A 14801-nucleotide genomic window follows, 5' to 3' on the forward strand; every position below is an offset into this window, starting at 1 on the left:
ACTAAACTTCCTGTTTTAAATCATTGGGATATTCTATGGTACAAAGGAATAGGCCATGCCCCGGAACTGAGGAACCAGCATTGCACCTGTTCATACTTTCAATCACCTGACGGAAACCAGCCATATCCAATTTACCCCGACCGACTTCAACCAAAGTTCCAACAATAGCCCTAACCATATTTCTTAGAAAACGATCAGCACAAACCGTAAAGACTAACTCATCGCCTCTATCTTCCCATTCTGCCTTATAGATTTTACAGATATTCGTTTTGGCATCGGTATGTAGTTTACTAAAACTAGTAAAGTCCTCATATTCGAAAAGAAGCTTAGCGGCCTCATTCATCTTATTTACATCAAGCTGATGCATCATTTGCCAATGAGACTCTGATCGAAAAGGATTCTTGTGCTTGGTAATAAAATACTGGTAAGTTCTAGATAAGGCATCGAAACGGGTATGTGCCTCGGCTTTGACAGGGAACATCGATTTAACAGCAATATCATAAGGGAGAAAACGATTCAGTCGAAACACCAGCTTCTCAGCTTCAACATCTCTAGCTTCAGCAATATCAAAATGAGCCATAAAATCGCTAGCATGAACTCCCGTATCTGTCCTACCACAACCTACAACATTTATTTCTTGATTAAGAATCGTACTTAAAGCCTTATTCAAAACTTCCTGAACAGTGATCGCGTTTGGCTGTATTTGCCAACCATGATAATGGGTTCCCTTATAACTAAGTTGTATAAAATATCTCTGAGTCAAAATCGATATGTGTTTATGATTAGCCAGTAATTAGGCACAAAAATAGCAATTCCGATGAGATTCTCGAAATCGAACCTGAATAGATATAAAAAGACCTTTACACAAAGACAAGTCACATTTAGGCATAAAAAAATCGCACCAGTTAGTAGATTTTAAACTCCTATAAAACAGGATTTGAGTGCCCATCTGGTCAAGTTTCCCCTGTGTCCTAAAACAACCCGAAGGTTGGGGCCTGCTTTTGCAAACGTGTAGCTTTCTCGGTAACTTGTAAGTGTTGAGTTTAACAATCGATAACTAGCGCGATTATGCTTTTATCTTATATGTAAAGAACGTTCCTTTATTAAGTGCAAAGTAAGTAATTTTTTCTGTGTTTACAAGGCCTACAGACGAAATTCATCTATTTGAATTAAAGCTTTTATGAGTCAACTTAAAATCTTACCTTTATTAAATGTGTGGTAATAAAATGAAGATCATAGGGATAAACCAAAGTCCATCCTCCCAATCTTATTCCTAATAAAAAGAGACATTTTCCAATATTTTTATATTTTTGCCAGCAAATAATAGAAAATGCTTGAAACACCCTTTATAGATATACATACGCACCATTCGATTCGAATCGATAATGTCCTTTCTATAATCAATTGTTTTCCGGAACAGATCAAACTTGAAGAGCATACTGACAAATACATTTCAGTGGGCATACATCCTTGGCATCTTAATAATGACAGTGCAGACGAAAATCTGAATCTTATAAGAACATTTGCTTTACTTGATAAGGTATTAGCAATTGGAGAAATTGGTTTAGATAGAAACAGAACTATTGCTTTAAGTATTCAAGAGGCCTATTTCACAAAACAGATTGCCATAGCTGAAAGTGTCAACAAACCAATTATCATTCACTGTGTCAGATATTTTCAGGAATTAATTTCTATCAAGAAGAAACTTAAAGCTTCTACTCCATGGTTGATTCATGGTTTCAGAAACAATATACAGATTGTTGAAGACTTGCTTCAACAAAATTGTTACATCTCATTTGGGGAAGCCTTGCTGTTTGATAAGATGACTCAAGACGTATTCATAGAAGTGCCAATAAAACGGCTATTTCTGGAAACAGATGAGAGTACATATTCTATTAGTGACATTTACAAGAAAGCAGCTCAATTAAAGAGCTTGCAATTAAACGATTTTAAAACGAAGCTTTTTGAAAATTATACAGCTGTATTCCACGCCAAGTAATAATTTGAAAGTTTAAGTGTAAATATTTTTTTTGAATATAGATGAATACAGAATGGTTGAGCAGAACGGAACTGCTCCTCGGAGAAGAAAGGTTAGAGCAGGTAAAAAATGCTCATATATTGGTCGTTGGACTTGGCGGAGTTGGAGCATATGCAGCAGAATTACTTTGTCGTGCAGGAGTTGGTCAAATGACTATTGTTGATGGAGATAATATTGAAGCATCAAATATTAATAGACAAATGCCAGCCACAACACAAACTTTAGGCAAAGATAAAACTGATGTCATGGCTGATCGATTATTAGCTATTAATCCTAATTTAAAACTTAAAGTCATTAATGAATTCTTGCGTGATACACGTATGATAGAAGTATTAGAAGAAACACCTTTTGATTACGTCGTAGATGCAATAGATACCTTAGCACCAAAGATATTCCTTATCTACCATAGCCTTAAAAATAACTATAAAGTTGTGAGCTCTATGGGGGCTGGTGGTAAAATGGATCCAAGTCAAATTCAAGTTCAGGATATTTCTAAATCCTATAATTGTAGACTGGCTAGAATGCTAAGAAAGAAACTCCACCAAATAGGTATTTATAAGGGTGTTCAAGTGGTTTTCTCACCCGAAGAAGTAGATAAGAAGGCAGTTGTTTTGGCCGAAAGTCAAAACAAAAAATCAAATGTGGGAACGATCTCTTATATGCCTCCAATTTTTGGTTGCTATATTGCTTCTGTCGTTCTTCGTGATTTAACTCGCAACAACTAAAAACAGATTACAATAAAATTGAATTTAGCCCTGTCATTCAAAATGACAGGGCTTTTCTTTTAGAAATTAAAAAAACAAAAAAAACGTTTTAAAATTATTAGAAGTAAAAAATTAGTTCAGCGCACTTTTTATTATCTTCGGAATATCAATAAACAATATAGAACTTAAGCCAAGTGAGCATGCAACTTTTTTATGATATTCTCCCATCTCCAATAGGAGATTTACTAATTATTGCCCAAGAATTTGCCTTAAAAAAAATCGTATTTCAACCTAAAGAAAAAGCTCATGATATTCATCCTGAATGGATTCAAGGGGCCGAATTGATTGAACAAGCAAAAAGGGAGCTTACAGCTTACTTTAACGGACAGCTAAAGAAATTTACGGTAAATGTAAATCCACAGGGTACACCTTTCCAAAAACAAATTTGGAAAGAAGTCATAGCTATTCCGCATGGGCATGTTTGTTCCTATCAGGATGTCGCCAATAATATCGATCACCCTAAGGCATGCAGAGCAGTGGGAAGAGCCAATTCTCAAAACCCCATCCCCATAATTATTCCCTGCCACAGAGTGATTGGGAAAAGTGGAAAGCTAACGGGTTATGCAGGTGGTTTAGACAGAAAACAAAACCTATTAAAACTAGAAGGCATTGAAATAGAAACGAATCCTGATCAATTCAAGCTTTTTTAATTAACAATGCCATTTCCCTTATTCATACATTATAAATAAACCTTGAATAAGACTTCGCTTTTTCATTATTTTATTTGATAAACTGGCTAAAAACAATACCTTGCGGGCTGTTTAATGCTAAACAAAGATATTTACTTGTTATACTGCATAACACATATCAAAAAAACAAAAACTAAATGACCAATAAAACTGCACACACATTTCACATTCCTGTCATGGGAACGGGATATACTGTGAACACACCATTACAAGTAGCTCAGTATGGTATTTCGTCAGTTGTTTCCATTGTGGATGATATTCTTCTTGAGAATTTGCGTGAATTTTATAGCAAACAATTGAGTTTGCCTTTCCAACCTATATCCAGTAAAACCATGGATTGCAGAGCAGAAAGAATTACCGCATATCTTAACCTAATAGATAAAATGGTTAAGGATAAATTCGAAGAAGTCAAAGAATCAATACTAGAGAAGGGTAAGGAATTTGAGAAATATATGGATCTTCTTCCTGACGTATCTACTCTAAAAAAAGAAATTCAAGACAAGGTAAACAATAACCATTACGTTAAGGATATTAAAAATTGGTTAAATGAGAATCTACCACTTGGTAACATTGATGTTAACATCATGACAAAAGTGGATAAAGATAACTACTTTGAAGGAGAACAATTGCCATCGGAATATAACGATGCTCATGCTGCTCTAAGAGGTTTTGCCAATAGTACACTTGAATCTTCACTAGTATTATCAGCTGGAATGAATCCTCGTTTATATGGCTATCTAGAGCAATTCAATGATTTTTTTCCAAACGAAGACGGCTATATCAAAAAGAAGGTGGTTCTTAAGGTAAGTGATTACCGTTCGGCTCTTATTCAAGGTAAATTCTTAGCAAAAAAAGGAATTTGGGTTTCTGAATATAGAATAGAATCCGGACTTAACTGTGGTGGTCATGCTTTTGCTACCGATGGTTCATTAATGGGACCTATTCTTGAAGAGTTCAAGAACAATAAATCAGAATTAATCGCAGATACAAGTGAGCTACTGTATTCTGCACTCCAAGAAAAGAATCTTCCTGTACCAGAAGGTAAATTAGAACTGAATATCACCGCTCAAGGTGGTGTTGGTACATCAGAGGAACATGAATTTTTGATGGATTATTATGGAATTAAGTCTGTGGGTTGGGGTTCCCCTTTTCTATTAGTTCCTGAAGTTTGTGATGTTGATAAAACAACACTAAAGACCCTTTCTGAAGCAAAAGAAGAGGAATTATACTTAAGTCATTCGTCACCTTTAGGTGTTCGTTTCAATAATTTGAAAGGAAATACCCGTGATGAGGGAAAATTGGAAATGATTAAAGCTGGTAATCCAGGTAGTGTTTGTACAAAGCGTCTCTTGGTTGCCAACAAGGAATATACCGATAAACCGATCTGCACAGCTTCGAGACAATATCAAAATTTGAAAATCAAGGATCTTAAATCACAAAATTTGAGTGACGAATCGTACGAAATTGAGATTGAAAAGATGAGTCAAAAAGCTTGTCTGTGTAAAGGTTTATCCGCTGCATCCTATCTTGTAAACAATTTGGATACAACGGCTGATGGTCCTGGTGTTTCAATTTGTCCAGGTCCAAATATGGCTTACTTTTCAGAGATTGCAACATTTAAACAAATGGTCGATCATATTTATGGCCGTTTCAACTTGATTACTCGAACAGATCGTCCTAATATGTTTGCCAAGGAGTTACATATTTATATCGACTACCTAAAGGAACAAATTGCTGATCTAAAGAATCCTGATAAGAAGAGTATTCGTAACCTTGAAAAGTTCAAAAATAACCTTCTGGCAGGAATTGAGTATTACCGTTCTTTATCAGATAAAGTAAAAGGTCAATTTGATCAATTTAAAGTTCAGATATATAAAGATATGACACAATTAGAAATGGAGCTTAAACAAATTAATATCCTATCCTAATTACCACTATACTATGAAAATCCCCTTTAAACATCAGTTTAAAGGGGATTTTTTTTGCTGCATACTGAATGGCTATTTCTTAATGCCAACCATCTTTTCAAGCATATCAGTTGTTACTGATTTTGGTCTTTCAAGCGGATAACCTAAAGCTCTGTCCCAGATAATATTGGCACATATACCAATTGATCGCCCAATACCAAATAAAACCGTATAGAAATCGTAATCTTTTACGCCATAATGCCACTGAATAACACCCGATTGTGCATCGACATTAGGCCATGGATTCTTCGCTTTACCATGCTCCTGAAGAATTGGAGGCACAACCTTATAAAGTAAATCAGCATATTTAAAGATTGGATCATCTGGTAGATGTTTCTTACTAAATTCACGCTGTAACATATAACGAGGATCGGTCTTACGCAATACAGCGTGGCCAAAACCTGGAATCACCTGACCAGAATTCAATGTATCCCACACAAACTGCTTCATTTCGTCTTCAGTCGGTATCTTATTATCCATCTTATCCATCACATCCTGCAACCAACGCAAAACTTCCTGATTGGCTAAACCGTGTAATGGTCCAGCCAAACCATTAATCATAGCAGAAATCGAAAGGTAAATATCAGATAAAGAACTTGCTACCAAATGACCTGTATGTGCACTCACATTACCACTCTCATGATCAGAATGAATAATAAAATGCAAACGTGATACATCATCATAAGGCTTATCAATACCCATCATGTGTGCAAAATCAGCTCCCATATCCAATTTCGGATCGGATTGGATTGGATCACCTTTTCGATACAACTTATTGTAAATATATGCCGCTATTTCAGGTAATTTTGCCAGTAGATTCAAAGCATCTTCGTAAGTTGCTTCCCAATAATCTTCTTTTTTAAGCCCTGCATGGTATTCCCGATTAAAATCAGATTCACGATTCAAAGTCAAAATGGCTGTAGAAAAAATCGCCATAGGATGACTTGATGTGGGGAAAGAATCTATGACATTGTAAACGTAACGTGGAACAATACGACGCTTGTTAAATTGTTCAACCACCAGCATCACTTCTTCCTCATTTGGAAAATCACCCGTTAAAAGTAAGTAAAGCAATCCTTCAACATATGGCATTTCAGCTCCCTTAGCCTTCGGTAGGTTTTGAATGACTTCGTCAAGTGTATAACCACGATAACGAATACCTTCTTCCGGATCAAGGTAAGATATATCAGTAACAAGAGACTTGATGCCTCTCATACCTCCTATTACTTGTGCTACGGTAACACCATCAATTTGAACATCACCATATTCCTTTAAAAGGCGTTCCGTTCTTGGTCTGTGCTCATCAATTTTTCTTGATAATCTTAATTTTAGAGTCTCTCTCATATGGTTAGTATAGTTAGAATGTTATTGCTTAAATTGATTTTGTCTTTTTTTTATTCCTGGATATTTCATTTTATTAATACCCATTTTACTAATTGTTTTGTTTACGAATAAGATTCAATGCACTTCCAGCCTTAAACCATTCTATCTGTGCTTCATTATATGTATGGCAAGCTTGAATTTCATCCTGACTACCATCTTCATGTTTCAAGACAAGAGTTAAATCTTTTTCAGGTTTGAATTCCTTCAATCCTAAAACATCGATTTCATCTTTTTCTTGAATTTTATCGTAATCTGCTTTATTAGCGAATGTTAAGGCAAGCACGCCTTGCTTTTTTAAGTTCGTTTCATGAATACGTGCAAACGAACGAACTAAAACAGCCTTTATGCCTAAATGACGAGGCTCCATAGCCGCATGTTCACGAGAAGATCCTTCTCCATAGTTTTCATCACCTACAACTAAAGAGGCAAGACCTTTTGCTTTAATTGCACGTGCTGTTGCTGGCACTTCTTCATATTTTCCAGAAAGCGGATTGAAAATTGAGTTGCTTTCATCATTAAAATAATTGATAGCACCTATCAACATATTATTCGAGATATTATCAAGATGACCACGATAACGCAACCAAGGTCCAGCCATTGAAATATGGTCTGTCGTACATTTCCCCTTTGCTTTAATTAAGAGCTTAAGTCCGGTGTAATCTTCGCCATCCCAAGCTGTAAATGGAGCTAATAATTGTAAACGATCAGACATTTTATTCACCTCTACTTTAATACCAGATCCATCGACCTGTGGAGCTAAATACCCTGCATCCTTCACATCAAAACCATGTGGTGGTAATTCGTATCCTTTTGGCTCATCCAATCTTACTTCTACTCCATCCTCATTGATCAAGGTATCCGTCATCGGATTAAAAGTTAAATCACCAGCAATGGCCAATGCCGTTACTAATTCAGGCGAAGCTACAAAACCATGTGTATTAGGATTGCCATCATTTCGCTTGGCAAAATTCCGATTAAATGAGGTAATGATCGAATTCTTACGAGTAGGATCATCTGTATGACGCTTCCACTGACCGATACATGGACCACAAGCATTAGACATGATAACACCACCAATATCTTCAAATTCACTCAAAATACCATCTCTTTCAGTCGTATATCGCACCATCTCGGAACCAGGAGTTACAATAAATTCTGATTTTACTTTTAGGTTTTTATCCTTTGCCTGTTTAGCTAATGAAGCTGCTCTCGATAAATCTTCATATGAAGAATTGGTACATGAACCTATTAATCCAACTTCCAATTTTTGAGGATAGTTATTTTTCTTAACCGCATCTGCAAATCCTGAAAGTGGGTGTGCTAAATCTGGTGTAAATGGACCATTTATAAAAGGCTCTAATTCTGAAAGATTGATCTCGATAAGCTCATCGTAATATTTCTCAGGATTTAAGGCAACCTTTTCGTCAGCACGCAAGTGTGGCATAATATCATCAGCCAATTCTGCTATTTCTTCACGACCAGTATGACGTAAATAAGTACTCATATTTTTATCGTAAGAGAAGATTGAAGTTGTCGCTCCAATTTCAGCACCCATATTACAAATGGTAGCTTTTCCAGTACACGATAAAGCATCTGCACCCTCTCCAAAATATTCTACAATAGCACCAGTACCACCTTTTACAGTCAAAATACCTGCCACTTTAAGAATCACATCCTTAGACGACGCCCAACCGCTTAACCTTCCTGTAAGCTTTACACCAATCAACTTGGGCATCTTAAGCTCCCAAGCCATTCCTGCCATCACATCAACAGCATCAGCACCACCAACTCCAATAGCAACCATTCCAAGTCCACCTGCATTTACTGTATGTGAATCGGTTCCTATCATCATTCCTCCTGGGAAAGCATAGTTCTCCAAAACCACCTGATGAATGATACCAGCACCTGGTTTCCAAAAACCGATACCGTATTTATCAGAAACTGATTGTAAGAAATTATAAACTTCGTTATTTTGCAAAAGAGCCTCTTTTAAATCTTCATCAGCACCAACAGAAGCTTGAATCAAATGATCGCAATGCACTGTTGAGGGAACGGATACTTTAGATTTCCCCGCATTCATAAACTGAAGTAGTGCCATTTGTGCCGTAGCATCCTGCATGGCAACACGATCTGGAGCAAAATTGACGTAAGCCTCTCCTCTCTTATATTCTTGCAAAGAATTATTATCAAATAAGTGAGAATATAGAATCTTCTCACTTAGTGTAAGAGGCTTGGCTAAATTCTTCCTGGCAGCCTCAATTCGGGCTGGCATATTTTTGTAAACAGATTTAATCAATTCGAGGTCAAAAAGCATGTTCTTAAATTTTGGTTTTTCATATATAATAAAGAGTCACTCTTCTTTTGTGGTCTTTTTTTTCCGAGTCCCTAAAGTAATAAAAAAACTCACAAATAAGATATAGAGATCTTCTTTTATTTAGTTCTCAATCCTTGCTTTTGCTTGCCCTCAGCTCAAATCTTTCTCCCAAAGCATTTAGATATCTAAATATACTAAAAGAAGGTAAATAATTCAATTCTAAGTCATATAATTAGGAACTAATAAGTTGTGTCATAGTTAGTCTACATAAATTAGCTATTATGATTTATGGCTTACAGATATAGAATTGCCTAGAAATCTTTGAATTGAGAAGATCAAAAAAATGATACAATAAGGATAAATGAAGAAGAAAAAAATTGACAAGGAGATAGTGAAATTATTCTCTAATTGGGGTAAAAAAGAGAATTTCCTCCAAATAGGATGGAAAATACCTTACAAAAAAAGCTCATCGTGTTTTCCACTGATGAGCCTACCTGAAACTAATTAATTTTTAAATAATCACTGGTGGGAGCTACAATTTATATTTGATTAGACTTCGATCCGCTCCATGCTCGAGAACCATCAGCCCAAACTATTTACCTTTTGTGCCAAACTCGACAACTTCCAAATCTTTAATTTGCTTGCCATCTATTGTAAATCGAATTAGGGTTTGTACTTGATGGAAGCCTTGCATGCCAGCTGCACCTGGATTGATATGCAATAAATTCAATTCCTTATCAAACATCACTTTGAGAATATGAGAATGACCGGATATAAATAGCTCTGGTGGATTTCGTTTAATTTCCTCACGTACATTAATATCATATCGTTTAGGGTAACCACCAATATGCGTCATCCAAACATCAAGGTCTTCGCATTTGAACCTTTGATGCAGCGGATGCACCTGACGAACATCTTGCCCATCTGCATTACCATAAACAGCTTTTAAAGGTGCACATTCAGCTAATCGGTCAGCCGTTTCAATATTTCCAATATCACCAGCATGCCAAATTTCATCGCAGCCTTCTAGATGTTTGAATAAATTTTCATCGAGATAAGTGTGGGTATCAGAAAGTAAAGCAATCCTCTTCATGTTTTTTTTAAGCTTAAACGACTTTTTATGAAAGGTAAAAATAGATGAAATTATGCTTATTTTCCCCATGTACAGCAATAATATCAACACATCTATCAGATTTATCAGGAAAGTCCACTCAGTTGAGTAATTTCATCAAATGGCGAGTCTAAAATCCACTAAAAATGCTTAGTTTTGCATGCTTTTTTATATAGAGTAATAAACACTTTGATATTTTGCAATTTATGATTCTTAAGTCAGATTATTGCATTTCAAATCTAAGTTTCAAGTAGAAAGAAAACACAATCAGCTATGGCTTTTATAGACGAAATAAAGAGAAGAAGAACCTTTGGTATCATTTCTCATCCCGATGCAGGTAAAACAACACTAACTGAAAAACTTTTGTTATTTGGTGGTGCAATTCACGTGGCAGGTGCCGTAAAATCGAACAAAATTAAGAAGACAGCAACTTCCGACTTTATGGAAATTGAGCGTCAAAGAGGTATCTCTGTTGCGACTTCGGTAATGGGATTCGATTACAAAGGCCATAAGATTAATATTCTTGATACACCTGGTCACCAGGATTTCGCAGAAGATACTTTCCGTACTTTAACAGCTTGCGATTCGGTTATTATTGTAATTGACGTTGCTAAAGGGGTTGAAGCACAAACCAGAAAGTTAATGAAGGTTTGTCGCATGAGAAAAACGCCAGTGATCGTATTCATTAATAAAATGGACCGTTCGGGTAAGGATGCATTTGATTTGCTTGATGAAATTGAAGAAGAATTACAATTGAATGTAAATCCTTTGAGCTGGCCTATTAATATGGGGCCTGATTTTAAAGGTGTTTACAATATCTACCATAAGAATTTAAGCCTGTTTACTCCGGCAACTCAAACCGTACAGGAAACCATCCAATTCGACGATATCTCTAGTCCTGAATTAGAAAATTATATTGGTGAAGATGCTGAAATTCTTCGTGAAGAACTGGATTTGGTTTCAGGTGTTTATCCTGAATTCAATGTTCAAGATTATTTGAATGCTGAAATTGCACCTGTTTTCTTCGGTTCTGCTTTGAACAACTTTGGAGTACAGGAATTACTTGATGTCTTTATCAAGATTGCTCCTTCTCCACTGCCTTGCCAAACTGTTGAAAGAATGATTCAACCAACTGAGGAAAAATTCTCTGGTTTCGTTTTTAAGATTCATGCAAATATGGATCCTAACCATCGTGATAGAATTGCCTTTGTAAAGATTGTATCTGGTACTTTTAAAAGAAATACCCCTTATCTACACGTTCGTAATGGTAAGAGGGTAAAATTCTCAAGTCCTACAGCCTTTATGGCAGAGAAGAAATCAATTATTGAAGAGGCTTATCCAGGTGATATTATTGGTTTGCACGATACGGGAAACTTTAAAATTGGTGATACCTTAACTGAAGGCGAAAAGATCAACTTCAAAGGGATACCATCATTTTCTCCTGAACTATTTAAGTATATCGAAAATGCCGATCCAATGAAATCGAAGCAGCTGGCCAAAGGAATCGACCAGTTGATGGACGAAGGTGTGGCACAGCTTTTCACTTCTGATTTCAATGGTCGTAAGGTCATTGGTACAGTTGGTGCTCTTCAGTTTGAGGTAATCGAATACCGTTTATTACACGAATACAGCGCTTCTTGTCGATGGGAACATATCAACCTTCACAAGGCTTGTTGGATAAAATCAAACGACGATGCAGAATTGAAAGAATTCAAGAAAGCCAAATACCAATACATTGCCAAAGACAAGCATGGTAGAGATGTATTCCTAGCAGATTCAGGTTATATGTTACAAATGGCTCAAGCAAATTATAAGAATTTGGAATTCCATTTCACTTCTGAATTTTAACAAACAAGAATAAAAAATAAAGGTTAAGGATAAAGTGAAAGTTACGATTATCTGTTCTATTGATGACTTATAGACCTTCTGACTTTTGGACCTTTAAAATATTACAATTATGTCTTTAGATAAAGGATTAAGCTTCACTCAGGAAATTACAGTTGAAGAAAACAATACTGCCATAGCACATGGATCAGGAAAACTTCCAGTTTTTGCAACACCAGCAATGGTTGCATTCATGGAAAACACCGCTGTCAAATGTATAGAAAACAATTTAGATAAGGCACTTGATACTGTTGGTATTCAGATAGACACCAAGCATATTAAAGCAACAAAAGTAGGTAAGAAAGTGACTTGCACCGCTAAATTAACAGAAGTTGATGGCAAAAAATTGACTTTCGAAATAGAGGCTGCTGACGAGGATGGTCCAATTGGTTCATCTCTTCACAAACGTTATGTGATCGACCCAATTAAATTTATGGAGAGAGCCTAAATAAAGTTTTTAATGATGTAAAAATTGCCCATTCGGATATATTCTGAATGGGCTTTTTTATGGCATGTTTTTTGGCTAACTTGAGGGTATAAACCAATCCTTTTAGTTATGAAATCCAAACTGATAATACTAATCAGCTCATTCCTATTTCTTTTTATTTTCTCAAGTGCTTTTGCTCAAAATAAAAAAGAAAGAAAAGCCAAAAGGCAGAAAGCATATATCGAATGCTTGCAGCTAATTGAAGGTGGCGAATTCAAATTTGAGGCTGAAAAAGCCTATCCTCAAGGAGGATCATCTATCGATTTAACCACAAACTATGGTTTTATTAAAATTTCTGAAAATAAAAGTTTAGGAGATTTACCCTTTTTCGGAAGAGCATATCGAGTGGATTATGGTGCTGATGGTGGAATCAATTTTGAAGGTGATATTTTAAATGAGAAATTGACTCGTAACGACAAAAAAATGAAATTGACTTACACCTTCGAAGTCAAGGATAAAGAGACTTACACGGTTATTATGGAAGTCTTTTCAAAACAATCTGCATCCACAATTATTCGAACCGATAGTAAAGCTCACATCTCCTATTCTGGGCAAATATCAGAACTAGAAAATGAAAAATCAGAGTCCGAATAAACTCTGGTTTTCGAGTTCATTTTCACGAAAAACGATTTTTCTTGTTTTGTAATTCAAAAAAACTTGTCTAGTTTAGCAGCAGCAAACAAAAAAACTATGAGATCATTCAACAACAATAATGCTTTTAATAATTTGATGAATAATAATTCATCAAAATCGGGAAGCTTATAGTTGATTGTTAAAATATACCTACACTAGCTAAAGCCTTCCCCTACCGGAAGGCTTTTTTTATAAACACATTTTTATAGCATTATGTATTCATTCAATAATAATAAGACTAATAATAATTTTCCCTGAGGGTGAGAAAGGATACCAACATGCATTTGTTTGAGCCTTTCCACCCTATGGAAAGGCTTTTTTTATATCAAAATTTCATTTTAACCAAAATCAAAAACCATGAAAGATTTAATTATTCCAAAAGATTACAAGAGCTTACTCGACTTAGATCGTACAGAAAAGGCTATCAAGCTCATTAAAGATCAATTCCAATTACAACTATCAGCAGAACTTCGATTGAGACGCGTTACCGCTCCACTAATCGTGATGAAACACACTGGCTTAAACGATGATTTAAACGGTACTGAGCGCCCAGTAGCCTTTCCCATTAAAGCATTGGGCGATGATAGAGCTGAAGTTGTTCATTCGCTGGCAAAATGGAAACGCTACATGCTTGGAGAATTAAGTATACCAGTGGGACAAGGTCTTTATACAGATATGAACGCCCTACGTCCTGATGAGGACTTTACCAACATCCACTCTCTATATGTGGATCAATGGGACTGGGAAAAAACAATCACCAAAGAAGAACGTAGCCTTGATACTTTGAAAAAGACCGTTAAACAAATCTATGCGGCACTCAAAAGAACAGAATACATTTTGCAAGAGCATTATCCAAATATCGAAACTCAATTACCCGAAGATATTCACTTTATCCATGCAGAGGATCTATTACTTAAATACCCAGAACTAAGCCCTAAGGAAAGAGAAACAAAAGTCGCCAAAGAATATGGTGCCGTCTTTATTATTGGTATTGGTAGCGAAATGGCTAACGGCGAACCACACGATGGTCGCGCTCCTGATTATGACGATTGGAGCACACCTACCCTTAACGGTTATAAGGGATTAAACGGTGATATTATTCTTTGGAACCCAGTACTGGAAATTGCCTTCGAAGTATCCTCAATGGGGGTTCGTGTAGATAAAGAAGCACTTGAAAGACAACTTGAAATTCGTAGAGCTGAATCAAGAAAATCCTTGATGTTTCATAAAAAATTACTTACCGGGGAACTTCCCTATTCAATTGGTGGTGGAATTGGACAATCAAGATTGTGCATGTTTCTTTTGAAAAAAGCTCACATTGGAGAAGTTCAATCGAGTATTTGGCCTGATGAACTCAGACAAAAGTGTAAAGAATCGGATATTTTCATACTCTAGCAAAATCGCCCTTATCTAAAGAAGATCAGATATTTAAAAACAATATTAAGACAAGTGAATCCTACAATAAGTTTTTTTTCTTAAATTTAGGAGGCACTTGTCTTTTTATTTGAGGCATTTTTGGAAAGCCATCCTA

12 protein-coding genes are annotated in these 14801 nt (G+C 35.9%); 8 read left to right on the forward strand and 4 right to left on the reverse strand.

All coding sequences use genetic code 11. The features are described from left to right. Position 1: 1 nt before the first annotated feature. Positions 2 to 763: a tRNA pseudouridine(38-40) synthase TruA gene (gene truA, locus DWB61_RS06295; protein ID WP_156190163.1), complete on the reverse strand. Its 762-nt coding sequence runs from the start codon at positions 761 to 763 to the stop codon at positions 2 to 4. 567 nt (positions 764 to 1330) lie between these two features. On the opposite strand from truA, the gene DWB61_RS06300 reads away from it, so the two are divergent. The 4 genes from DWB61_RS06300 (at position 1331) to DWB61_RS06315 (ending at position 5419) form a co-directional block, all read left to right on the forward strand. Further along, entirely contained in the window at positions 1331 to 1999 is a 669-nt protein-coding gene (locus DWB61_RS06300) for a TatD family hydrolase (RefSeq protein WP_125030048.1), read from the forward strand. Positions 2000 to 2040: 41 nt separating this feature from the next. Next, positions 2041 to 2763 carry a tRNA threonylcarbamoyladenosine dehydratase gene (locus DWB61_RS06305; RefSeq protein WP_125030049.1) on the forward strand — a complete coding sequence of 241 codons (723 nt, stop codon included), beginning with the start codon at positions 2041 to 2043 and terminating at the stop codon, positions 2761 to 2763. Between the two features lie 179 nt (positions 2764 to 2942). Beyond that, positions 2943 to 3452, forward strand: a complete 510-nt coding sequence (locus DWB61_RS06310) for a methylated-DNA--[protein]-cysteine S-methyltransferase (RefSeq protein ID WP_125030050.1) — start codon at positions 2943 to 2945, stop codon at positions 3450 to 3452. A gap of 176 nt (positions 3453 to 3628) precedes the next feature. Further along, positions 3629 to 5419, forward strand: coding sequence for a hypothetical protein (locus DWB61_RS06315; RefSeq protein WP_125030051.1), 1791 nt, complete (start codon positions 3629 to 3631; stop codon positions 5417 to 5419). A gap of 72 nt (positions 5420 to 5491) precedes the next feature. Here DWB61_RS06315 and DWB61_RS06320 read toward each other — a convergent pair whose 3' ends face one another. From DWB61_RS06320 to DWB61_RS06330, 3 genes are all read right to left on the reverse strand, one after another. After that, positions 5492 to 6802 (reverse strand): citrate (Si)-synthase, encoded by a 1311-nt coding sequence (locus tag DWB61_RS06320; RefSeq protein ID WP_125030052.1) that lies wholly within the window; start codon positions 6800 to 6802, stop codon positions 5492 to 5494. 88 nt (positions 6803 to 6890) lie between these two features. After that, entirely contained in the window at positions 6891 to 9155 is a 2265-nt protein-coding gene (locus DWB61_RS06325; protein ID WP_125030053.1) for an aconitate hydratase, read from the reverse strand. Positions 9156 to 9747: 592 nt separating this feature from the next. Then, on the reverse strand, positions 9748 to 10248 hold the full coding sequence (locus DWB61_RS06330) for a metallophosphoesterase family protein (protein ID WP_125030054.1): 501 nt from the start codon (positions 10246 to 10248) through the stop codon (positions 9748 to 9750). Between the two features lie 291 nt (positions 10249 to 10539). Between DWB61_RS06330 and DWB61_RS06335 the strand changes: the two genes are divergently transcribed. The 4 genes from DWB61_RS06335 to asnA all read left to right on the forward strand — a co-directional run bounded on the left by DWB61_RS06335 (position 10540) and on the right by asnA (position 14665). Next, the gene (locus DWB61_RS06335) at positions 10540 to 12114 is read left to right on the forward strand and encodes a peptide chain release factor 3 (RefSeq protein ID WP_125030055.1); all 1575 of its coding nucleotides are present in this window, start codon (positions 10540 to 10542) and stop codon (positions 12112 to 12114) included. Between the two features lie 109 nt (positions 12115 to 12223). Then, a complete protein-coding gene (locus DWB61_RS06340) occupies positions 12224 to 12598 on the forward strand; it encodes a thioesterase family protein (protein ID WP_125030056.1) in 375 nt (124 codons plus the stop codon). A 108-nt stretch (positions 12599 to 12706) separates the two neighbouring features. Then, a complete protein-coding gene (locus tag DWB61_RS06345; protein ID WP_125030057.1) occupies positions 12707 to 13231 on the forward strand; it encodes a DUF4251 domain-containing protein in 525 nt (174 codons plus the stop codon). Between the two features lie 396 nt (positions 13232 to 13627). After that, positions 13628 to 14665 (forward strand): aspartate--ammonia ligase, encoded by a 1038-nt coding sequence (gene asnA / locus DWB61_RS06350; RefSeq protein WP_125030058.1) that lies wholly within the window; start codon positions 13628 to 13630, stop codon positions 14663 to 14665. Positions 14666 to 14801: the final 136 nt, after the last annotated feature.

Origin of the sequence: Ancylomarina euxina (genome assembly GCF_003863355.1) — a bacterium.
GTDB classification, from domain to species: domain Bacteria; phylum Bacteroidota; class Bacteroidia; order Bacteroidales; family Marinifilaceae; genus Ancylomarina; species Ancylomarina euxinus.

Coding starts and splice junctions, on each gene's coding strand:
- DWB61_RS06300 (WP_125030048.1), top strand. CDS start 1,331: ATGCTTGAAACACCCTTTATAGATATACATACGCACCATTCGATTCGA.
- DWB61_RS06305 (WP_125030049.1), top strand. CDS start 2,041: ATGAATACAGAATGGTTGAGCAGAACGGAACTGCTCCTCGGAGAAGAA.
- DWB61_RS06310 (WP_125030050.1), top strand. CDS start 2,943: ATGCAACTTTTTTATGATATTCTCCCATCTCCAATAGGAGATTTACTA.
- DWB61_RS06315 (WP_125030051.1), top strand. CDS start 3,629: ATGACCAATAAAACTGCACACACATTTCACATTCCTGTCATGGGAACG.
- DWB61_RS06320 (WP_125030052.1), bottom strand. CDS start 6,802: ATGAGAGAGACTCTAAAATTAAGATTATCAAGAAAAATTGATGAGCAC.
- DWB61_RS06325 (WP_125030053.1), bottom strand. CDS start 9,155: ATGCTTTTTGACCTCGAATTGATTAAATCTGTTTACAAAAATATGCCA.
- DWB61_RS06330 (WP_125030054.1), bottom strand. CDS start 10,248: ATGAAGAGGATTGCTTTACTTTCTGATACCCACACTTATCTCGATGAA.
- DWB61_RS06335 (WP_125030055.1), top strand. CDS start 10,540: ATGGCTTTTATAGACGAAATAAAGAGAAGAAGAACCTTTGGTATCATT.
- DWB61_RS06340 (WP_125030056.1), top strand. CDS start 12,224: ATGTCTTTAGATAAAGGATTAAGCTTCACTCAGGAAATTACAGTTGAA.
- DWB61_RS06345 (WP_125030057.1), top strand. CDS start 12,707: ATGAAATCCAAACTGATAATACTAATCAGCTCATTCCTATTTCTTTTT.
- asnA (WP_125030058.1), top strand. CDS start 13,628: ATGAAAGATTTAATTATTCCAAAAGATTACAAGAGCTTACTCGACTTA.